The sequence below is a fragment of the Streptomyces sp. NPDC007991 genome, from assembly GCF_042958445.1.
GTDB lineage: Bacteria > Actinomycetota > Actinomycetes > Streptomycetales > Streptomycetaceae > Streptomyces.
This window is the reverse complement of sequence record NZ_JBIBJD010000005.1, coordinates 157,295-179,217: the sequence shown is the minus strand read 5'-3', so window position 1 is coordinate 179,217 and position 21,923 is coordinate 157,295. Positions and strand designations below refer to the sequence as shown.

General features: G+C 70.2%; 15 protein-coding genes. 2 read left to right on the top strand and 13 right to left on the bottom strand.

All coding sequences use genetic code 11. The features are described from left to right. Nucleotides 1–7: 7 nt before the first annotated feature. Nucleotides 8–1,222, bottom strand: a complete 1,215-nt coding sequence (locus tag ACFZDA_RS15435) for a DUF418 domain-containing protein (RefSeq protein ID WP_391080579.1) — start codon at nucleotides 1,220–1,222, stop codon at nucleotides 8–10. Between the two features lie 190 nt (nucleotides 1,223–1,412). Between ACFZDA_RS15435 and ACFZDA_RS15430 the strand changes: the two genes are divergently transcribed. Beyond that, on the top strand, nucleotides 1,413–2,084 hold the full coding sequence (locus ACFZDA_RS15430; RefSeq protein ID WP_391080576.1) for a response regulator: 672 nt from the start codon (nucleotides 1,413–1,415) through the stop codon (nucleotides 2,082–2,084). After that, complete coding sequence (locus ACFZDA_RS15425) at nucleotides 2,081–3,202, top strand: histidine kinase (protein ID WP_391080573.1); 1,122 nt, start codon at nucleotides 2,081–2,083, stop codon at nucleotides 3,200–3,202. The genes ACFZDA_RS15430 and ACFZDA_RS15425 overlap by 4 nt, the downstream gene beginning before the upstream one ends. A gap of 37 nt (nucleotides 3,203–3,239) precedes the next feature. Here the strand turns inward: ACFZDA_RS15425 and ACFZDA_RS15420 are convergent, their stop codons facing one another. The 12 genes from ACFZDA_RS15420 to ACFZDA_RS15365 form a co-directional block, all read right to left on the bottom strand. After that, complete coding sequence (locus tag ACFZDA_RS15420; RefSeq protein ID WP_391080571.1) at nucleotides 3,240–3,509, bottom strand: 4Fe-4S binding protein; 270 nt, start codon at nucleotides 3,507–3,509, stop codon at nucleotides 3,240–3,242. A gap of 41 nt (nucleotides 3,510–3,550) precedes the next feature. Further along, complete coding sequence (locus ACFZDA_RS15415) at nucleotides 3,551–4,810, bottom strand: FAD-dependent monooxygenase (protein WP_391080568.1); 1,260 nt, start codon at nucleotides 4,808–4,810, stop codon at nucleotides 3,551–3,553. Between the two features lie 84 nt (nucleotides 4,811–4,894). After that, nucleotides 4,895–5,821: a DUF1702 family protein gene (locus tag ACFZDA_RS15410; protein WP_391080566.1), complete on the bottom strand. Its 927-nt coding sequence runs from the start codon at nucleotides 5,819–5,821 to the stop codon at nucleotides 4,895–4,897. Then, the gene (locus ACFZDA_RS15405) at nucleotides 5,818–6,825 is read right to left on the bottom strand and encodes a DUF1702 family protein (protein ID WP_391080563.1); all 1,008 of its coding nucleotides are present in this window, start codon (nucleotides 6,823–6,825) and stop codon (nucleotides 5,818–5,820) included. Before ACFZDA_RS15405 ends, ACFZDA_RS15410 begins: the two co-directional genes overlap by 4 nt. Next, complete coding sequence (locus tag ACFZDA_RS15400) at nucleotides 6,822–8,132, bottom strand: cation:proton antiporter (RefSeq protein ID WP_391080561.1); 1,311 nt, start codon at nucleotides 8,130–8,132, stop codon at nucleotides 6,822–6,824. Before ACFZDA_RS15400 ends, ACFZDA_RS15405 begins: the two co-directional genes overlap by 4 nt. Before the next feature lie 33 nt (nucleotides 8,133–8,165). Continuing rightward, a complete protein-coding gene (locus ACFZDA_RS15395) occupies nucleotides 8,166–9,086 on the bottom strand; it encodes a DUF1702 family protein (protein ID WP_391080559.1) in 921 nt (306 codons plus the stop codon). Continuing rightward, nucleotides 9,083–10,039, bottom strand: coding sequence for a DUF1702 family protein (locus ACFZDA_RS15390; protein WP_391080556.1), 957 nt, complete (start codon nucleotides 10,037–10,039; stop codon nucleotides 9,083–9,085). The genes ACFZDA_RS15395 and ACFZDA_RS15390 overlap by 4 nt, the downstream gene beginning before the upstream one ends. Further along, the gene (locus ACFZDA_RS15385) at nucleotides 10,023–15,677 is read right to left on the bottom strand and encodes a beta-ketoacyl synthase N-terminal-like domain-containing protein (RefSeq protein WP_391080554.1); all 5,655 of its coding nucleotides are present in this window, start codon (nucleotides 15,675–15,677) and stop codon (nucleotides 10,023–10,025) included. The genes ACFZDA_RS15390 and ACFZDA_RS15385 overlap by 17 nt, the downstream gene beginning before the upstream one ends. Then, nucleotides 15,670–16,557, bottom strand: a complete 888-nt coding sequence (locus ACFZDA_RS15380; protein WP_391080551.1) for an alpha/beta fold hydrolase — start codon at nucleotides 16,555–16,557, stop codon at nucleotides 15,670–15,672. The genes ACFZDA_RS15385 and ACFZDA_RS15380 overlap by 8 nt, the downstream gene beginning before the upstream one ends. Next, nucleotides 16,554–18,311 (bottom strand): FAD-dependent monooxygenase, encoded by a 1,758-nt coding sequence (locus ACFZDA_RS15375; RefSeq protein ID WP_391080548.1) that lies wholly within the window; start codon nucleotides 18,309–18,311, stop codon nucleotides 16,554–16,556. Before ACFZDA_RS15375 ends, ACFZDA_RS15380 begins: the two co-directional genes overlap by 4 nt. Beyond that, nucleotides 18,308–20,008, bottom strand: coding sequence for an FAD-dependent oxidoreductase (locus ACFZDA_RS15370; RefSeq protein ID WP_391080545.1), 1,701 nt, complete (start codon nucleotides 20,006–20,008; stop codon nucleotides 18,308–18,310). The genes ACFZDA_RS15375 and ACFZDA_RS15370 overlap by 4 nt, the downstream gene beginning before the upstream one ends. After that, nucleotides 20,001–21,851, bottom strand: a complete 1,851-nt coding sequence (locus ACFZDA_RS15365; protein WP_391080542.1) for an FAD-dependent oxidoreductase — start codon at nucleotides 21,849–21,851, stop codon at nucleotides 20,001–20,003. The genes ACFZDA_RS15370 and ACFZDA_RS15365 overlap by 8 nt, the downstream gene beginning before the upstream one ends. Nucleotides 21,852–21,923 lie beyond the last annotated feature (72 nt).

The following is a 21,923-nucleotide window of genomic DNA, read 5'->3' as shown; positions in this document are numbered from 1 at the left end:
ATGCGTCTCATCGAATGCGCCGGGCGACCCCTGTCGCCCTGCCCATCAGCCATTCGAGCGGCCCTCGCTGGAAGAAGCGGGACCATACGGCGGCGAGGACGGTGACGGACGCGATGAAGCCGAGCAGGACGTACAGGGGCGGGACGGTCGCTTCCTCGGTGTTCAGGAGCCAGATGGCGACGATGTGGTAGACGTACGCCGTCAGCGACATCGAGCCGACCGCGATCACCGGCCCGGCCAGGCGGCGCAGCCGGGGGAAGGCGTCCGTGGCGGCCAGGCACGCGGTGATCACCAGGATCGCGACACCGGTGGCGGCCACGATGGACAGGGTCGCCTCGCTGTGCGGGGCGGAGGCCAGCATCCCGGCCGGGCTGTCGCCGAAGATGCCGATGCTGTCGGGCGATACGGATGACACGGACGACATGGATGACATGTCCGAGCCCTGTTCGGCTTTCCGGACGGCCTCGGCGGCACCGGGCACGAGGCGCACCGCCAGCCAGGAGCCGCCGTAGCCGGTGACGGCGAGGGCGACGCCGGTGAGGGCGAGGCGTATGCGGACGGCGGTGGCGGCCAGGTCGAGGCGGGCGACGGCCATGCCGGCGAGGAGGAACGGGACCCAGGTCAGGGCCGGGTAGCCGCCGGTGAAGAACAGCGAGACGGGGCCGTCGGCCTGGCCGTAGGAGAGGAAGACGCGGCCGCCGACCACCGGCTTCAGTGCGTACAGCAGTTGCGGCCCCACCAGCGCCCAGCCCACCGCGATCAGCGCCAGCGGCTTGGCGCCCAGCCGGTACAGCGGCAGCACGAGCAGGAAGAACAGTCCGTAGAAGGCGAGGATCGGCACGACCGGGGTGCCGGTCATGGTCAGAGCGGTGCCCAGGGCGATCAGGATCACGGCGCGGATGATCACCTTGGCGACGGCCTGGCGGCCGGCCAGGCCGGTCTTCGGTGTGCGGCGCCCGGTGATGAGGGCGACCGCGAAGCCGGCCAGGACGGCGAACAGGGCGGAGGAGCGGCCTTGCGCCGGCTCCATCAGGAAGCCGATGACACCGTCCTGGCCCGGGGCGGGGCCCACATGGACCGCGTACATGCCGAAGACGGCCAGGCCCCGGGCCAGGTCCAGTCCGACCAGCCGGCCCACGCCGGGCGCGCCCGGCGTGGGCTCACCGCGCTCGTGTTCAGGGGATGGTGCGCCGGTCGGCGGGGAGGCTGCGTGCTGTGTCATGGCTCTCAGGCTGGAGACCGGGCGAGCCGCTGAGTATCCGGCAGAAGGCTGCCGTGCCCCTGCCGACTGGAGGGCGATACCCCGCCGGGTGGCTGGAGCCGGCATCCGAGACGCTGCGGGGACGCTCCGGGGCTTTAGGGTCGAGGCGGCATGAGCCGGGTGGTAGGGACGAAGGTGAGGCGGAGCGCACGTGATCCGGGTAGTGGTGGTGGACGACGAGGCCCTGGTCCGCTCGGGCTTCGGGCTCATTCTGGGCGCGTCCGAGGACATCGAGGTCGTCGCGACCGCGAGCGGGGGCGACGCCGTGGACACCGTCCGCCGGGAGCGGCCGGACGTGGTGCTGCTGGACATCCGGATGCCGGACGTCGACGGGCTGACCGTCCTGCGCGAGCTGCGGACGACGCCGGACGCTCCGGTGGTGGCGATGCTGACGACGTTCGACGCCGACGAGTACATCCTGACCGCGCTGCACGCCGGTGCGGCCGGTTTCCTGCTCAAGGACACCGAGCCGGAGCAGCTCGCCCACCTGGTGCGCACCCTGGCCGCGGGCGGTGTGGTGCTCTCCCCCAAGGCGTCGCGGACGCTGCTGCACAGCCACCCCCGCACCGAGGCGGCCGTCGACGAGGAGGCGGCCAGGGTCCGGCTGCTCACCACCCGTGAGCGCGACGTTCTCGTCCTGGTGGCGGAGGGGTTGTCGAACGCCGACATCGGGGCGCGCATCCACCTGGGTGCCGGCACGGTGAAGGACCACGTCAGCGCGATCCTCACGAAGCTGCGGGTGACCAGCCGGGTGCAGGCCGCGTTGCTGGCGCAGCGGGCCGGACTGCTCGACGAGCGCCCGCAGTCGCAAGCCGGACGATGAAAAGCGCACGTGTCCTGTGGGGGCGTGTGCCCGCGCCGGTCGTCGACGTCGCCCTGGTGGCGGTGGCGGGCGCGGACGTATGGCTGACCCTGTGGGACGACACGCGTCCCGGCGTCGCGCCGGCCACGCTCGGCTGTGCCGCGCTGGCCTTCCGGCGCAGGTTCCCGCTCGGTGTCTTCCTGCTCACCCTGCCCATCGCGCTGATGCAGCCGGTCGCCCTCGCCCCGCTCGTGGCGCTGTTCACGCTGGCCGAACGCTCCCGCAGCCGTCCGCTGCTCGCGGGATGCGTCGCCCTGGCCGCAGTCGCGGGCAGTATTCCGTGGCCCCTGGCCGGTTTCGCCGAGGTCGGCCGGACCATGACGCTGATCGACTTCGTGTACAGCCTGGCCACCGCCGCCGCCCCGGTCCTCTTCGGGCAACTCCTCCAGGCGCACCGGGACCTGGCGCGGCGACTGGCGGAGATCGAGGAGGCCAGGGAGCACGAACGTGCCCTGCACGCCCAGGCCGTGCTCGCCCGCGAACGCGCCCAGCTGGCCCGCGAGATGCACGACGTGGTCTCCCACCAGGTCAGCCTGATCGCCGTACAGGCCGGAGCCATGCAGGTCGCCGCCAAGGACCCGAACGCCAAAGAGGCCGCCCGCACGATCCGTTCACTGAGCGTCACCACACTCGACGAACTGCGCACCATGGTCACGCTCCTGCGTGCCTCCGGCGGCCAAGCCACCGAGCTGACGCCTCAGCCCACCCTGGCCGACCTGCACAAACTCGTGGAATCCAGCGGCACTCACGCACAGCTGAAGGGCGAACTCCCGCCCATCGTGGGCACGCCGGCCCAACGGGCCATCTACCGCACGGTCCAGGAAGCGCTGACCAACGTCCGCAAGCACGCCCCCGGTGCCGACGCCCGCGTCGAACTCTGGCAGGACGGCGACCACGTCGGAGTGACCGTCACCAACACCCCACCCACACGCCCCTCGTTGTCCCTGCCCGGATCACAGCACGGTTTGATCGGCCTTGGGGAACGGGCCGACATCCTCCACGGCACCCTGGAGGCAGGCCCGACCACTGAGGGCGGCTACCGGGTGCGGCTGCGGATTCCCCTCAGCGCGGACGGGTGACCGGCCGGTTCCGTGGGTGCCGGTTCGAGCCGCGGTCTCAGGCCGTGCGGGCCGTGAAGAAATCGCGGTTCGCCGCGATGGAGTCCTGTGACGCCTCCGGGACGTCCTCTTCGGGGTAGATCGCCTCCACCGGGCAGACCGGTTCACAGGCGCTGCAGTCGATGCAGGCGATCGGGTCGATGTAGAGCTGGGCGTGCTCCCGGAAGCCCGCCTCCTGCGGTCCGGGGTGGATCGCATCGGCGGGACATGCCTCCCAGCAGGCGGCGTCCTTGCTGTCTGCACACGCTTCAGTGATCACGTAGGTCATGGGAACCTCCGCTGCGAAGATGGTCGGGTCTGTCCGGCCGCTCAGCCGGCCTGGGCGAGTTCCGGCCCGTCATGGACGTCCGGTTCGGTGAGCCCCATGAGGGCGGACAGGTTCCTGGGGGTGAAGAACTCCGCCCAGGGGACGGTGTTCTGGATGACTCCGAAGAACCGGTCTATGGCGTCCTGGTTGCCCCGCATCGCGGCGAGCACGTCCTGGAACGCCGGGTCGAAGGGCTCCATCGCCGCGTGGTCGACGATGAAGTCGTAGAGGGGCTTCAGCGCCTCGTTGCGCTTGTACTCGTACGTGCTCAACGCCGTTTCCAGGGGCATCCTCCCGGAGAATCCGGCATCGAGGGCCTGGGCCAGGAGTCCGGCGTCCCGGAACGCGTCCGTGATGCCCTGGGCGGTGATCGGGTCCTTGTGGACACCGGCGTCACCGACCAGAGCCCAACCGGGTCCGAAGGGCTTGCGGAAGAAATTGGGGCGGTTGCCCGCTCCCATGAACCGATGTGCGAGGCGCCCGGTTTCGAGGCGAGCTCCCAGCCCGGGCGCGATGTCGTTCACCGTCTTGAGGTAGTGGGCACGCACGTCGGTCTTGAAGTCGGCGAAGTCGCGCTCGGGCCGCTCGACGAACACGGCGGCCTGGTCGTCATGGGTCGGGAAGGCGATGACGGTGCTGCCGGGGCGGGTGTAGAACTCCAGGCCCATGAGTTCCACGTCGTCCCAGTAGGTGTAGTAGCCGAAGGCCTTGGGCGGCACGACGTGGTACTCGGGGGCCTCGACGGTCCGGGCGACGATCGACCGCATGCCGTCCGCGCCGATGACCATCCGGGCCTGCTCGGTGATGGAGATGCCACTGGCTCCTCGTCCGCGCACCCCTACGACTTTGCCGTCCTCGGTGAGCACCTCCTGCACGGTGAAACCCTCGCGGACCACGGCGCCGGCCGCCGCGGCGGCGTCCACCAGGATCTTGTCGAGGATGGTGCGCTTGGGGGCGTAGATGGCGGCGAATCCGTCGTCGTCCGGGGAGGGGAAACCCTCCAGGGTGAAGTGACCGTACCTGTCGAAGCAGAGGTCGAGGACGATGTTCGTCACGGCCGGGCACCGCGAGGCCTCTACCTGGCCGAGCAGCCCCCAGCGCCTCAGCTGGGCGCTGCCCTCGACAGTGATCATGTGGGTGGAGACGGTGTCACTGGGGAAGGTGGCCCGGTCCAGCAGGAGTACGCGGTGCCCCTTCCTTGCGAGCAGCATGGCAGTGGGTGCGCCGGACACGCGGGCACCGATCACGATGGCGTCGTACACGGCCGATTCCCTTTCTTCGTACGTCTTCTTCGTACTTCTTCTGGACGTGCGCGGATCGTTCAGCGAGGTCGCCCGAGCGGTCGCTCAGGCCGCGAACCGGTCTTCGGTGCGCCTGCGCCAGATCTCATAGCGGGGTTCCACGCTGATCACGGGCAGGTCGCGTGCTGCTTCCTCGACGACGTCGGCCGCGTCATCGCTGCCGCTTTCGCAGAAGATCCGGCAGGCGAGGTCGGTGTGCGCGGCCGGGTTACCCGCGGTGCGGCGTCCCCACGCGGCGGTCGCCGCACCGCGGGCCAGTTGTGGCCGGTAGGCGGATGCGTGGGCGAGGACCGCGCGCAGGGCGGCCTCGTCCACGCCACCGCCGTAGGCGGATGCGAGGCCGATGCCGCTCCACAGGTCCGCGTGCCGGTCGGGCTGGAATCCGGCGACGAGCCGGGTGACACGGTCGACCACCCCGCCGTTGGAGAACCACAGCGCGCGGCCCACTCCCTGGTCGAAGTACTGCCGGCCGTGCCGGGAGAGCCGCGTCGGTACGGCGTGCTGCTCGACGTAGCGCCGACGCCTGAAGAAGGCCTCGTGGAATCCGTAGCCGTCGGCCGTCACCCAGCCCAGCAGCGGGTCGAGTGCGGCCAGTTGGCTTTCCGGGGTTCGCCTCAGCCGGGCGTAGGCGAGGCCCACCCCGACGTAGACCGGGTAGACATGGCGAGCGCCGGGCCCGGCGGCGAAGGCCTCGAGCCGCCGCTTCCAGGGCGCGGCGGCGTCCAGTGCTGCCAGCCCCATGCCCGCGCCTTCGTAGGCGAACCCTTGCAGCGATGGTTCGATCGCCTCCAGACGCGCTGCGAGAACCGGCATCCTGGGGTCCTCGAGTGCCGCGTGGTAGCCCTCCATGAGAGAGGTCGCCACCGGTGCGAACCGCTCCCATGCCTCCGGAGCGAACCCGGGCCGGGAGAACACCGCTTTGGCGGACGGGATTCCGAACAGCCGCCTGCGGGCCGCTCCGACAGTGGTCATGTGCCGAACTCCTTCACTCCCGCGACCGGGATCGAGGTGCTGAGCCAGGCGGCCCGGATCTCCTGGCGCCACCGCGCGTAGGCGGGTTCCGGGTTCGATCGGTCGTCGGTGCCCGCTCGGCCCAGGCGCCGGCCGGCCTCGTGGGCGAGGGCGGCGACCTCCGCCCCTCCCCTGCCCCACACGACCCCGCACGCCAGGTCGGTGTGCGGGGCCGGCTGGCCGGACTGTTCACGGAAGATCGATGCGACCGCGGTGCCTGTGGCGAGGTCGGCTCCATGGCCGCCTGCCGCCTTCAGGAGGGTGACGACGGCGTTGCGGTCCATGACGCCCGCGGCGTATGCGCAGGCCAGGCCGATGCCGCTCCAGATGTCCCCCTGCCGCCGGGAAGGGAAGGAGGTCACCGTGTCGATGATCCGCTCGACATTGGCGCCGGTGGAGAACCACAGGCTGCGCCCCAGGCCCTGGTCGAAGGCGCGGGCCGCGTATCCGTGGATCCGGCGCGGGGGCCGGCGCCGCTCGACCGTGTCACGCCAGGAGAAGAACCCCTCGTAGAAGCCGTAGCCGTCCATCACCAGCCAGCGCAGGAAGGGGTCCTGACGGGCGAGGAAGCGCTGCGGGCCGACGGGGACACGAGGCAGGACGAGTCCCGCACCGATGTAGACCAGGCACCGGTAGGGCGCGCCGGGGCCGTGGATGAAAGCGGGCAGCCGCTTTTTGTACGGGGCGAGGCTGTCCAGCAACATCAGCCCCATGCCGGCGCCCTCGTAGGCGATCCCCCGCAGTTCGGGCGGCGTCGCGTTCAGCCGTGGGGCCAGGTCCTCGTGGCGTGGGTGGTTCAGCGTCAGGTAGAAGCTGTCCACCAGGGTGCGGGCGACCGGCTCGAACATGCGCCAGGTCTCGTCCATGTCCTCCTGGGCGCCGAAGCGTTCGGCCGCCATCTTGGGGAAGGACTCGGCGGACAGCGGGAAGATCGGCTTGAGCAGCGTGCCGAGGGGCAGGGTCATCGCGGACCTCCTCCCGCCTCGGCAAGGCTCGTGACAGCCCCTGCGGCGGCTCCGGGGACGGGAGCGGGCCGGGGGCGGAACCTGCCGTAGACGAGCTCGAACAGCGGGGTGGCCATGAGCGTGGTCGCGATGGCCATGAAGACCAGGATGGTGAACAGGGTCGGGGTGATCAGGCCGGCCTGGAGCCCGATGTTGAGCAGGATGAGCTCCATGAGGCCCCGCGCGTTCATCAGGCTTCCCAGCGCCAGGGCCTCCCGCTGCGGCTCGCTGTTGAGCCGGGCCGCGAACCAGCAGGCGACGCCCTTGCCCAGTACGGAGACCAGCAGGATGAGCAGCGCGACTCCCCACAGCGTGACGCTGTTGACGAGGCCGATCTCGGTGTTCAGGCCGGAGAACACGAAGAAGAGCGGCAGCAGCAGATGGGTGGTGAGCGGCTCGAAGGCGCGGCGTATGCGCTCGGCGAAGACACCGCGGGGCATCGCCGCGCCGAGGATGAAGGCGCCGAACACCGCGTAGATACCGACATAGTCGGTGAACCAGGCCGCCAGCATGAGCAGCGTCAGCACCAGCGCCATGAGCGGCGAGCTCACGCCGCCTTCCCGCTCGGCCTTGGTGCCCAGTCGGCTCAGCAGCCGCTTGCCGACGGTCAGCACGAAAGCGGCGTAGAGGACGCCACCGCCGATGGCCAGGAGGGCGATCTGTGTGTCGTTCTTGAACACGGCGAGGACGACCGCGAGCAGGCACCAGGAGACCGCGTCGTCCGTGGCTCCGGCCGCCAGTGCGAGGGTGCCCAGCGAAGTCCCCGTCAGCCGACGCTCGAAGATGATGCGGGCGAGCATCGGGAAGGCGGTGATGGCGATGGCCGATCCCATGAACAGCATGGCCTGCCAGGTCGCGACGCCCTCGGTGAAGAACGTGCCGTCCTGTCGCACGAGCAGCACCGCGGTCAGGGCGCCCAGCACGAGCGGCGCGAAGATCCCGGACAGGGAGATCGACACGGCGCTGGGGATTCGGTGACGGATCAGCCCGGTGTCGAACTCCAGGCCGACCAGGAACATGTACAGCACCAGTCCGACCTGGGAGACCACGTAGATCATGGTCATGGACGGGCCGGTGGGGAACAGCTTCTCCTGCCAGTGCGGGACCAGCAGCCCCAGCAGGGACGGCCCCAGCAGGACGCCGGCGATCATCTCGCCCACGACCTGCGGCTGCCCCATCCTCCGGACGAGCAGGCCGACCAGACGGCAGGCCGCGAGGATGGCGGTCAGCTGCAGGAAGAAGAGAACGGCGATTTCCGAGTTGGACACGTTGCCCCCGAAGTCTCGGATGGTGGATGTGACTCAGGTGAACTGCCGGCGAATGCGTCGGCGCCAGATCTCATAGGCCGGTTCGACGTCGTCGGTGGGGAGGTCGACCAGGGCCGCGGCGGCGATCTCCGCGGCCTTGCCGCTGTCGACTTCGCAGATCACCCGACAGGCGACCTCGTTGTGCTCGGCCGGATTGCCCACCTGGTGCCGGGCTCTGGCCGCGACGATCACGCCTTCGGCGAGCCGGCTCCGGCAGCCGTCCGCACGATTGCGCAGCGCCTCGATGGTCGGTTCGTCGACCCCGCCTGTGTACCCGCAGGCCAGACCGACACCGGCCCACAGATCGCCCCGGCGTGACGCGGGGAAGGCCTCGATGGTCGCCGCGACCCGCTCGACGTCCGTGCCCGTGGCGAACCAGATGCTGCGTCCCAGTCCGTGGTCGAAGGCGCTCAGTCCGTAGCCACTGAGATGTCTCGGCGTGGCACGCTCCTGCACATGGCGGCGGTAGGCGAAGAAGCCCTCGTGGAAGCCGTATCCGTCGAGGACGGCCCAGTTGAACACGTCGTCCCGCAGGCGCCGGCGGAACGGTTCCGGGTTGCGGCGCAACCGTGCGAGGCCCATGCCCGCGCCGAGGTAGACCGCGAAGACGTACTCGCTCGCCGCCCGGTCGACGAAGCGGCGGGTGCGCTGTTTCCACGGCAGCAGCTGGTCCAGCGCCGCGAGCCCGACCCCCGCTCCCTCGTAGGCGAACCCCCGCAACTCCTCGGGGTACGCGTCCAGCTTGGGCACCAGGGCTGCCTCTCGGCGGTTGAGGAGCGTGAGCTCGCAGCACTCCGTGACGGTGAACACGACCCTGCTGAGCCGCTCCGCGCCGGCTCCCGTACCCACCGAGGCGGGGAAATCCGACGGGGCGACCTCGAACAGCGGCCTCATCACAGCACCCAGCACGCTCATGCCGTGTTCCCCTTCGTCGAGGGAGTGACGGCGAGGCTGGTCTCCAGTCGCCGCTGAAGCGTGTCGTACGCGGGCGCGGACCGGGTGTCGGGCAGATCCTCGAAGGCCCGGTCGACGAGTCGGGCGGCATCCTGGGCGCAGACGCCGCACAGCACCTCACAGGCCAGCTCGGTGTCGGGTATCAGGTTGCCGGCGCGCAGGCGGCCCTTGGCCACGAACGCCGTTCCCACGGCCATACGCGAGGTGTGCCGCCCGGCGGCCACGCGCAGCGCCTCGACGGTGGGCCTGCCGACCCCGCCGACATACCCGCAGGCCACGCCGATGCCCAGCCACAGATCGGCGTGCCGGTGCGCCGGGAACGCGGCGATGGTCGAAGCGATCCGGTCGACGTCGGCGCCGGAGGTGAACCAGATGCTCCGCCCCACTCCCTGGTCGAAGACGCGCCGGGCGAAGGGCGACAGATGTACGGGGACCTGTTGCCGTTCCACGAACCGGCGCTGCTTGAAGAAGCCTTCGTGGAAGCCGTAGCCGTCCATCACCAGCCAGCGCAGCGCGGGATCGGTCAGGCGGCGCATGAAGGGGTCCGGTTTGCGGCGCAGCCTGGCCAGCGCCTCCCCCGCCCCGATGTGGACCATGTAGATGTGCGGGTTCCCGGGACCGTCCATATAGGCCTGGAGCCGGGATGCGCCCGGCAGGAAGCAGTCGAGGCCGGTCAGTCCCATGGCGGCGCCTTCGTAGGCGTATCCGCGGAACTCCAGGGGGGTCCGGTCCAGGCGGGGGACGAGGTCGTCGAAGCGGCTGCCGTCGAGGACCGCGTGATAGCCGCCGACGGCAGTGTGTACGACGGTCTCGAGGTGTTTCCAGGTCGGGGTGTCGCCGCGGCTGAAGGCGGTCGCCTCCGCGTCCGGGACGCCCATCACGGCGCGACGCAGTCTGCTAAGCGACAGTGTCATGGTTCATCGCTCCCGTCGGGTGCTCGGAGGCTTTCTCGGAGGGTGCCTGCTCCAGTTCGTCGAGGAGTTGCTCGAGTTCGTCGGGCGGGACCCGCGCGAGCAGGGCGGCGAGTTCCTCCTCCTGGGGTCCCTCGCCCGGGGGGTCCGGTTGGGGTGTGGCCGGTCCGGCGAGGTCCTGTTCGACGGGTTTCTCCAGGGCGAGCAGCGGCAGGATCCGGTGGGCGAGGCCGAGGACGGTCACCCCCTGGAGAAGGTCCAGGACCGAGACGTCGGCGCGCAGGGTGGCGTCGATGCGGTGCTTGATCTCGACGGCCATCAGGGAGTCGACGCCGAGGTTGCTGAGGTTCTCCTCGTGGCCGAACTCCGCCGGATCCAGCTTGAGCACCAGCGCGACGATGTCGTGCAGGTGCTCCGCGAGCGCGTCCAGGCGGTGCGCCTCGGGCGTGCGGCACAGAGCGTCGAGCACGGCGCCGGCGTCGGCCACGTCGTCCTCGCCGTGCAGGTCGGCCTGTTCCGTGCCGAGCTCGGCGAACAGGGGCGGGAGCTGTCCTCCCATCGAGGTCGCCCGGGCGGTCGCCCAGTCGGCGGTGATCGCCACCACGTGTGCCGGGCGCTGGCCGATGAGACGGCCGAGGATGCGTGCCCCGGCCTCGGGGGTGATCAGCTCGATGCCCCGTCGCGCGTACATCTGCTCCAGGTTGAGCTGCTCCACCATGCCGACCGACCAGGGCCCCCAGCCGATGCTCAGGGCGGGCAGACCGAGGGACCGGCGGTGGTGGGCCAGCGCGTCGAGGAAGGCGTTCGCGGACGCGTAGTTGGCCTGGCCTGCGGATGCGATGACCGATCCGACCGAGCCGAACAGGACGAAGAAGTCCAGTGGCGTGTCGGCGAACAGACGGTGCAGCAGCCAGCCGCCGCCGACCTTGGGGTGCATGACCCGCTGGAAGGTGTCCCGGCTCATCCGGAGCATCAGCTCGTCCTCGACGACCCCGGCGGCGTGGACGACACCCCCGACCGGGGGCCGCTGGAGCCGCTGGTGTTCGGCGAACCAGGCGTGCAGCTGAGCCTCGTCGGCGGAGTCGACCGCGGCGTAGTGGACATACACGCCGCGGCGTTCCAGGCGGAGCAGTTCGTCGACCAGTTCGCGCCGCGGGTGCTGGGCGGGCAGGTCGTGCCAGGCGTCGCGCGGGGGCAGGGAGGTCCGCCCCATCAGGACGAGGTGGCGGGCCCCGCGCTCGGCCAGGAACCGGGCGACCAGGCAACCGAGGGCTCCCGCGCCGCCCGTGACCAGGTAGGTCGCGTCGTCGCGCAGGGTCGTCGGGAAGGCCGGGGTGAGGTGCTCGCCGGCCGGTGCCAGACGTGCGACGTACCGCTGCACGCCCCGGAACGCGACCTGATCCTCGCCGCTGGGTGCGCTGACCTCCTCGACGAGACGGCGCGCCTGCTCCGTTTCCGGCCCGGCATCGAGGTCGACGATGCCGCCCCACATCCCGGCGAACTCCTGGTGGCCGATGACACGGCCGATGCCCCACATCGGGGATTGCGGCAGGGCCAGGGGCCGGGGGCTGTCTTTGACCGCCTGTGCCGTGCGGGTGACCAGCCATACGCGCGGCAGCCGCTGGGTGACCTCGGCGGAGAGCGCCTGCATCAGGTGCAGGACCGAGAGTACGCCGAGGTCCTGGGCGTCCCGCAGCGCCGTGACCGAGATGTCCTCGCCGAAGGGCAGATCGAGGCTCCACAGGTGCAGGACCCTGCCGATCTCGGTCTGCTGGGCGATTTTCCGCAGCAGCCGCTTGTAGTGCTCGACGTCGGTGGGGTCGATCACATAGCCACCGGCCGGCGTCTCGACGGGGTCAGGGACCTCGCCGGGGGCCACGGTGACGACGCGGCGTCCGGCCTCCGTGAGGAACCGGGCCACCTCGGAGCCCACCCCGGTCGCGTCCGTGAAGAGCACCCAGGTGCTCGCCTCGCCGTCGTCCCGCGCGCTTGCGCCCTCGGCTTCCGGCTCCGCGGCGTCCTCGCGCGACGACTCGCGCCACTGGACTTCGTAGAGGCCCTGGTCGATACGTTCCGGGGTGAGACTGGCCGCGGCGTCGAGGGACTGCGCTCGGAAGCCGCGGATGTCGACGAGAACCCTTCCCTGGTCGTCGCAGAGGGCGATGTCGCTGACGATGACGCGTGCGTCGGCGCTGGTGACCTCGGCCACGACATACATCTCGTCGGCAGGGCGCCCGAGAACGGTGACGCTGTCGACACCCACGGGCAGGTAGGGACTGGCCGGGAGCGTCGCGTCCGTCACTCCCGGCGCGGCGGAGGTGAGCAGGACCTGGAACGCCGCGTCGATCAGGCTGGGATGGAACCGGTACGTCCCCAGCTCGTCGCGGACGCAGGCGGGGACGGTCACCCGTCCGACGGCCCCCCGCGGGCCGGTGACGATCTCCTCCACCGCCTGGAACGCCGGCCCGTACTCGAAGCCCATCTGCTGGACGAGGCCGTCGAAGTCCGCGCGCGACACGTGCTTCTCACAGGCGCCGCGTGCGCCGGCGAGGTCGCGCGCGGTGCGGACGGGCGGGCGCCGGCTGAGCCGGGCTGTCGCGTGCAGCGTCCAGGTGCGGTCGCCGCCGGGCGTGGCCGCGAAGCCGGCGACCTCGACCCGGCCCGACTCCGGGTAGAGGGTGGTGCGCACCCGCGGGTCGGCCGTGTCGGGGAGCACGAGAGCCTTGCGCAGCTCCAGGTTCTCGAGGGCGTGGTCCCCCTCGCCGTACACCTCGACCGCCGCCGCCAGGGCCAGTTCGATGAACGCGGCGCCGGGAAGCACGGTGTTTCCCTGGACGCGGTGGTCGGCCAGGTAGCGCAGGAGCCGTGGGTTGAGCTCCCGCTCCCAGGTGGGATGGACGGCGTTCATCCGCTGTCCCAGCAGTGGGTGGACCTCCGTGTAGTGGCGGTCTTCCCGGGCCTCCACCGATTCGTTCCAGTATCTCTTCAACTGCCATGGGTAGGGCGGCAGTCGAAGCAGGCGGGCGTCGTCGCCGTAGAACGCCTCCCACTGGATCTCGTGGCCATGGCTGTAGAGGGTGCCGAGGGAACCGAGGAGTACCACGTCGTCGGATTCGTCGCGGCGCAGGGACGCGACGACCAGCCCGTCCTGCTGCTGCTCCGCCAGCAGTTCCCTCATGGAGCCGGCCAGCACGGGGTGGGGGCCGAGTTCGACGAAGTGGGTGTATCCGTCGGCCACCATCTGGCGGAAGGCGGCCGCGAACAGGACTGTCGCGCGAACGTTCTGCCACCAGTAGTGCGCGTCCGCGCCTCGGCCGTCGATGCGCGTGCCGGTCACGGTCGAGTACAGAGGAAGGACGGCGGATGACGGGCGGAGGTCGGCGAGCCCCTTCTCCAGGTCTGCGCGCAACGGGTCCATGTAGTGGCTGTGGTACGGCACCTTGACGGTCAGGAACCGGTGGAAGACCCCGAAGGTCTCCAGCTGCGCCGCCATGTCCTCGAGGATCGCCGCGTCCCCGGCCAGCGTGACGGCGGTCGGGCTGTTGACCGCCGCGACCGAGACCAGGGGCCCCGCGTCCGCGACGGCCTGGTTCAGGGTCTCGGGGGTCATGCCCACCGCGAGCATCCGGCCGTTTCCCGTGGCCCTCTGCTGGAGGCTGCTGCGGTAGTAGTTCACCTTGATGGCGTCCTCGAAGCCGAGAACGCCCGCCAGGTACTGCGCGGCGACCTCCCCGGTGCTGTGCCCGACGATCCCGTCGGGTTCGATGCCCCAGGAACGCCACAGCTCCGCCAGGCCCAGCTGGACCGCGAGGTTTGCCGGTTGCGCGACCTCGGTCTCGGCCATGCGGGACTGCTCCTCAGGGGCGAGGAGTTCGTCGAGCAGTGACCAGCCGGTGTACTTGCCGAGCTCCCTGTCGCATCGTTCGACGACGGCCCGGAAGACGGGCTCGCCGTCCAGCAGCTGCCGGGCCATGGCCCACCACTGCGGGCCCATCCCGGAACAGACGAAGGCCAGCTTCGGCGGTTTCCCGGCCTGGACGCGACCGGAGGACACACCCTTGGCTTCGCGGCCCGCGCTGAAGGCGCCGAGCTTCTCGGCGGCCTCGGCCGCGCTCGCCGCGACGACCGCGAGCCGGTGGTCGTGGTGAGTGCGCCGCAGCGCGCGCGTATGGCCCACGTCCCGCACGGCGTGCGGGCTGTCCGACAGCGTCTCCCCCAAGGCCGCCGCCATGTCGGACAGCGCCTCGGGGCTACGGGCCGACAGCGGGACGAGGTACGGGCGGTCGTCGTCGGCGTGCGGCGCGACCGGCCGCTCGGCGGGAGGGCCCTGGAGGACCACATGGGCGTTCGTACCGCCGAAACCGAAGGAGTTGACCCCGGCCAGGCGTGGCCCGGGTACCTGCGGCCAGTCGCCGAGCTCCGTCTGGACGTGGAGCTGAAGGGCGTCGAACGGGATGGCCGGGTTGGGTCGGTGGTGATGCAGCTGCCCCGGGATGCGGCCGTGCTTGAGTGACAGTGCCGTCTTGATCAGGCCCGCCACTCCGGCCGCCGCCTCGAGGTGCCCGATGTTCGTCTTGACCGACCCGATGACCACACGGTCACGGGTGGGGCGTCCTTCGGAGAAGACCCGGCCGATGGCAACCGCCTCGACGGGATCCCCGACGGGTGTTCCGGTGCCGTGTGCCTCGACGTACTGGACGGTGCGCGGCGCGACGCCGGCCTGCCGGCAGGCCGCGCGCATGGCCGCCTCCTGGGCGTCACCGTTGGGGACGGTGATGCCGTTGCTGTGTCCGTCCTGGGACACGGCCGTCCCCCGGATCAGTGCGTAGACCGGGTCGCGGTCCGCCAGCGCTCGTGCCAGCGGCTTGAGGACCACGACGCCGGCGCCCTCGCCTCGCGCGTATCCGTCGGCGGACGCGTCGAACGCCTTGCAGCGGCCGTCGGGGGACAGGAATCCGCCCTTGGATTCGGCGATGGTCATGTTCGGCGCGATCATGACGTTCACGCCGCCCGCGAGGGCGAGGGAGCATTCGCCGTTCCACAGGCTCCGGGCCGCCAGGTGCACCGCCACCAGGGAGCCTGAGCACGCGGTGTCCACGGCAAGGCTCGGTCCCCGGAAGTCGAAGGAGTACGACAGCCGGTTGGCCAGCATCGTCATCATCATGCCGGTGGCCGAGTGCGTCTGGAGCTCGTAGCGGCTGTGCACGCCGTAGTTCTGGAGCAGCTGGTAGTCCAGCGTGAAGCCGCCCATGAAGACGCCCGTGTCGCTGCCGGCGAGCCGGGCGGACACCTGGCCGCCGTCCTCCAGGGCCTCCCACGCGGCGTGGAGCAGAAGACGCTGCTGGGGATCCAGCCAGATCGCCTCGCGCGGGGAGATCCCGAAGAACTGGGCGTCGAACTCGTCGATCCGGTCGAGGAATCCGCCTCGCTGGGTGGCCATCTTGCCGAGCTTGGCGCCGTCCGGGTCGTGGAACTTGCCGGTTTCCCAGCGATCCGGGGGCACTTCACGGGTGGCGTCCACTCCGTTGCACAGCAGTTCCCAGAAGGCGGCGGGCGTCGTGGCCCCGCCTGGGAAGCGGCAACCGATCCCGATGATGGCGATGGGTTCCGGTGCCGGTTCGTCCGTCGGCCGGTCAGTCATGGCACCTTTCTCCTTCCTCGGTGCGAGTGGCCGCCGCCCCGAGCTCCCGGGAGAGTTCGGCCAGCAGCAGGTCCTGTGAGCTGTGCAGGAAGAAGTGAGAGCCCGGGAGCATGACGAGCCGGAACGGCCCGCCGGCCTGCGACCGCCACATGTCGAGATCGCTGCGGCTGACGCGCACGTCCTGGTCACCGCCGAAGACCGACAGGGGCATGGGCAAGGGGAGCTCGTCGCGGTACCGATAGGTGTCGCACAGTTCGAAGTCGGCCCGGAGCATGGGCAGCAGAGCCCTCATCAGCTCCCTGTTGTCGAGCACCTCCGGGGGCGTGCCCTCCTTGCGCAGCACCGTTTTGAGCACTTCGTCGGGCATGTGATGGATCCTGATGTTGGGGTTGGGCAGCTGGGGCGCCCGGAACGCGGCGAGGAGCAGCCGGGACGGCTGTGGTGCCCCCGCGAGACGCAGCCGCCGGGTGAGCTCGAACGCCACCAGCGCGCCCATGCTGTGACCGAAGAACGCGTACGGCAGGTCCAGCCGTGGCAGGACGGCCTCGTACAGGGACTCGACCAGCGGATCCAGCTGTCGTAGGGCGGGTTCGCCCACCCGGGACTCCCGGCCCGGCAGCTGGGCAGCCCACAACTCGACGCCGGCGGGCAGCCCCTCGCTCCACGTGCGGAACACCGAACCGCCGCCCCCGGCATAGGGGAAGCAGAACAGCCGGACCACAGGCGCGTCGGCGGCGGAGTACCGCACGAACCAGCTGCCCTCGTCCTGGGGGGCGTTCGGCCTGCCGCGCAGTTGGCGCAGCAGGCGGGCGCGCTTGTCGTCGGGCAGGCGTGCCACGCGGTCGCGCAGGGCGCCGCCCTCGCCCGGCGCGGCGGTCACCGGGACTCCCCCGTGCCGACGGCCTCGTCGGCCGGACGGAGCCTGATCCACTGGTCACCGAGCGGCGCCGACTCCTGTTCGCGCAGATGGACTTCGACGAGGGACATCAGGGCCTCATCGGCCCGCCAGCGCCGCGCCTGCTCCCGCTTGGCCGGGTTCCAGGGCTGGGCCTCGAACTCCTCCAGCACGGTCGCGACCAGTTGGCCCGACAGGCGCTCGATGAAACGGATGTTGGCCTCGAACTGTGTGGCCAGGTCCGAGTCCGCGAGGCCCGCTGTCATGCCGATGTGGAGGCGGCTCATGAAGTCGAAGTCGTAGAAGCGCACGAAGGGTGCCTGGTCGCGTGGCTCGTCGTCGACCGCGCTCCATTCCCGGAAGAAGCGCTGGACCTCCTGGCTGGCGGTGCTGAAGCGGGCCAGTCCGACGACCATGTCGGGCCGGTCGCCCAGGTGCCGCAGCACGTCGTGGAAGTACAGCAGCCCCGGAACGGCCCAGTACACGGCGGTGTCCCAGATCACCTTGGTGAGCATGACCCGCGCGTTGCCCATCAGCGCGTACTGCTTCTCGTAGATGCTGAGCCAGCCCTCGGCGATCAGCAGAAACACCTGGTTGTGGATCGCGGCGCGTTCCCCGGTGTTGTCGTCGCCGTCGAGCGCGTGCGTGACCAGGTCCGTGATCAGGCTGTTGCTGATCGCGATCAGGTCCAGCCCCGGGGAGTACAGGGGGTCCAGGAAGACGCCGGCCTCCCCGGCGAGGCACCAGCGGTCCGCGGAGAAGACCTGCTCGCAGCTGTAGGCGTAGTCCTTCATGACGCGGAAGTCCTGCAGCTTGTCGCGGTGCCGGCGGACGATGCCGGCGCACTGCGGCTCGTGCCGGTCGAGCCATTCCAGAGCGCGCTCGAACCGGTTGAGCTGCTCGAACCCGTGGAGGTCCGGGTCGGTCACGATGCCCACGCTGGTGGATCCGGAGGCGAGCCTGATCAACCAGACCCAGTAGCCCGGGCCCATCAGGTGGTTCGTGGACAGTTCCCGCCGTCCCTCCTCGATCCGCGCGTGCCAGTCCGGGTCGTCGGACCACTGATCGACGTCGATGGAGCAGCCGACGCGGAACCAGACGGCGTTGGCCCGGTGCCCGACCTTCTTGGCGAGGCCGAGCCGTCGCTTGAGGATGGACGCCCGGCCGGTGGCGTCGACGACCCACTTCGCCTGGATCTGCCGGGTGGCGCCGTCGTCGGTGCGGACGTGGAGCCGGTGGTGCTCGGCGTCGGGTTGCAGGTCCACGCTCTCGACCTTCGTCCCGGGCAGGAACCGCACTCCGCGGGCGAGAAGTTCATGGCCCAGGGCGTTCTCCAGGCGGCCGCGGTCGAGCTGGTAGGTGCCGACCGCGCCGGGCGGGCGGACCGAGTGGCCGAGTTCCACACGGCGGGTGATGTCGTCGTTGCCGTCCTTGGAGAAGAACATCCGCAGTCCGTACTTGTTCAACTGCTGGGACTGCAGGTGGTGTCCGAGCCCGAGGACCTCCCGCAGGTAGTAGCCGGCGATCTCCACAGTGGACTCCCCGACCTTGTGCGTCGCCTCCGGCACCGGGTGTCCCTGGCGTTCCAGCACCACGATCCGGGTGCCGGGGCGCTGCCCGAGCAGTTGCAGGGCCAGGGTCAGCCCGGCGGCGCCGCCACCGACGACGGCGACATCGACGAGGTCGTCGGGCGCCGTCCGCGCGGCGCCGCGGTCGTTCATTGCGCTGGTGTCGGTCATGGCGTCACCGCCGCGGGCCGGCTGCCGAGGGTGATCCAGGCGCTGTCGATGGGGTCGACCGGGTCGCGCTCCTTGTACCGTTCGACGGCCTCCCGCAGCAGTTCGTCGCGGCGCCACTCCTCGATCCGGGCCTTGGCCGCGTCGTCGGCACCGCGCTGTTCGAGGCGCTCGACGACGGTGCTGACCAACTGGCCCGCGATGTGCTCCAGCAGCTCGACATTGCGTCCGAACTGCTCCTCGAGCTCGTCGTCGTCGAGGCCCGCCGCCATGCCGTTGTGCAGGTCGACGATGAAGTCGAGCAGGCTGTACGGGTCCGCGAAGACGTCGGAGGCGGGCTCGTTGCTGACGAGGTGCCACTCCCTGAGGAACTGCTGGACCCGCGTGTGGAGCAGCCATGTGCGCTGGAGATTGGCGAACGCCGCGGGGCTGGCGCCGAGGCGGCGGAACTTGTCGTGGAAGAACAGCAGGCCGGGCACGGCCCAGTAGATGATCGTGTCCCAGATGACCTTCGCCACCATCACCTGCGGGTTGCCCATGACGGGGTACTGGCCCTCGTAGGCGACCAGCCAGATCTCGCTGAGCACCAGGTAGACCTGGTTGTGGGCCACGGCCTTCTCCCGCACGTCCTCGCCGCGGCTGTCGCGTGTGACGAGATCGGTGATGAGGCCGTTGCTGATCGCCATCAGGTCGCCGCCGGAGGAGTAGAGGGGGTCGATCGAGACCCCCGCCTCCCCGGTCAGGCACCACCGGTCCTCGGAGTACACCTGCGTGCAGCCGTAGGCGTAGTCCTTCATCACCCGGAAGTCCTGGATCTTCTCCAGGTGCCGCCGCACCTCGGCCGCACACTGGGGCTCGTGCTCGGCGAGCCAGTCCAGGGTCCGCTGGAGGGTGTTGAACCCCTCGAAGGAGTGGGCCGAGTCCTCGGCGACGATGCCGACGCTCGTCGAGCCCGACGCGAGCGGAATGAGCCAGACCCAGTATCCGGGTCCCATCAGGTGGTTGGTGGACAGCCGGCGCAGGCCGCCGTCGACCCGGGCCCGCCACTGCTCGTCGTCGGACCACTGGTGCACGTCGATCTCGTGCTCGATGCGGAACCAGGAGGCGTTCGCCCGGTGACCGACCGGCCTGGCCAGACCCAGCTTGCGCTTGAGCAGGCCGGCGCGTCCCGTGGCGTCGACGACCCACCGTGCCCGCAGCGCGTGCTCTTGCTCGTGTTCGCCGTCGAGGACGCGTACGACGTGGTCGTCGTCGCCGTCGGCGAGCTGCACGTCGCGGACCTTGCAGCGCTGGCGGAAGTCGACGCCGAGGTCGGCGACCATGGTGCCGAGCGCGTTCTCCAGCCGGCCGCGGTCGAGCTGGTAGGAGGCCAGCGGAGCCTCGCTGATCTGGCCGTACTCGACACGCCGGGCGATGTCCTCGTTGCCCGCGTGGGTGAGGAACATCCGCAGGCCGAACTTGTGCAACTGGTCCCGTTCGAGGTGCTCTTCGAGGCCGAGGACGTCGCGCAGATAGTGTGCCTGGACCTCGACGCTGGACTCGCCGACCTTGTGGGCGGCCTCGGGCACCGGGTGCCGCCCTCGTTCGAGGACGGTGACCTGGAGACGGGGGTCGGTGCGCTTGAGTTGGAGGGCCAGGGTCAGTCCGGCGATGCCGCCGCCGAGGATCGCCACGTCGAAGCGCTCGGAGATGTCAGGCATAGCTCACCTCGCTGCTCTGCTTTTCCATGCTGTCCGCTCCGTTCGGTTCGTGACCTGTCGTGTTCTCCCCCGGGCGGGACGGGCGCAGGGCGATCCAGCCCTCACTGGTGGGGTTGTGCTGCCGCTCGCGCCGATGCGTGGCGATCAGGTCGGTGATCAAGGGATCCCGCTGCCAGGACTGGACCTGGGCGATGACGCGGTCGTCGTCGTACCGGTCGCCGTGGGCGTCGATGACCGCGGTGACCAGTTGCCCGGCCAGTTGGGCCAGAAGCCTGGCGTTGTCCGAGAAGCGCTCGGGGAACCTGCTGCCGGGCAGGTCGTCGGCCATGCCGGCGTGCAGCTTCACCATGAAGTTCAGCGGGGAGTACAGGTCGACGAACCTGGCCTCGAGACGGGAGTCGTCGATGGCCGCCCACTCGCGGAAGAACGTCTGGACCCGGTTGCTGATGTCGGTGAGGCGTTCCAGGTCGGCGGCCACGGAGGGGCTGCCGGCCACGGTGCGGAACTTGTCCTGGAAGAAGAGCAGGCCGAAGACCCCCCAGTAGAAGGCGGTGTCCCAGATGACCTTGGAGGCCATCACGCGGGCGTTGCCCATCAGCGCGTACTGGTTCTCGTAGACGGCGAGCCACATGTCGGTGACACGCCTGAACAGCGAGTCGTGCACGGACGCCAGGGCCGATACGTCCTCGCCGTCCAGGGACCTGGTGACCAGGTCGGCCGCCAGTCCGTTGCTGATGGCGATCAGATCCAGGCCCGGTGAGTAGAGCGGGTCGAGGAAGATCCCGGACTCGCCGGTGAGGCACCAGCGTGCGCTGCCGTCGTAGACCTGGTCGCAGCTGTAGGAGTAGTCCTTCATCACCCGGAAGTCCTGGATCTTGTCGCGGTGTTCCTCGACGGCCCGGGCGCACTGCGGTTCGTGCTCGGCGAGCCAGTCCAGGGCCCGTTCAAGGGTGTTGAAGTCGTCGAACCGGTGCGTGCCGGCCTCCGCGACGATGCCGATGCTGATGGATCCGGAGGCGAGCCGGATGAGCCAGACCCAGTAGCCCGGTCCCATCAGATGGTTGGTGGACAGTTCCCGCCGGCCCTCGCGGATCCGGGCGTGCCATGCCTGGTCGCCGCTCCAGGTTCCGAGGTCGATGGGGTGCCCGACCCTGAACCAGGCGGCGTTGGCCTTGTGGCCCACGTCCTTGCGCAGTCCGAACCGGCGTGGCAGGAGCCGGCCGCGTCCGGTGGCGTCGATCACCCAGCGGGCCCGGACGCTGTGTGCCTCGCTGTCCGTGAGCAACTGGACCTCGTGGTGGGACCCGTCGGGTGAGAACGCGACGTCGACGACCTTGCTGCCCGGGAGGAACTCGACGCCGTCCCGGGCACAGGCCGCGCCGAGTTCGTTCTCCAGGCGTCCTCGGTCGAGTTGATAGGTGGCCAGCGGAGGGAAGACCGAACTGCCGAGTTCCACGCGTTCGGCGATGTCGGCGTTGTCCTCGCTGCTGAAGAACATGCGCAGACCGAACTTGCGGATCTGCTGTGTCTGAAGGTGCTCGCCGAGTCCGAGGATGTCCCGCAGGTAGTGGGCGGCGATCTCCACGGTCGATTCGCCGACCTTGTGTGTGGCCTCGGGCACGGGGTGCCGCTGCCTCTCGGCGACCAGCACCCGGATGCCCGGCCGCTCCCGGCGAAGGTGGAGCGCCAGGGTGAGGCCGGCGGCGCCGCCTCCCAGAATCACGGCGTCGTAGTGGTCAGGCCTGGTGGCGCCGCCGGCGACACGCGTCCGGAGCTTCTGAGCGAGCAGGGCCCGCTTCTCCGCAGACAGGTCGGATATGCGATGTCGTGCTGGTTGGGTCATGCATCCCCCTTCATCCCAAATGACTATCGGTGGCGGGATTACGGAGGACTTACTTCATGTGCAAGCTGAGGG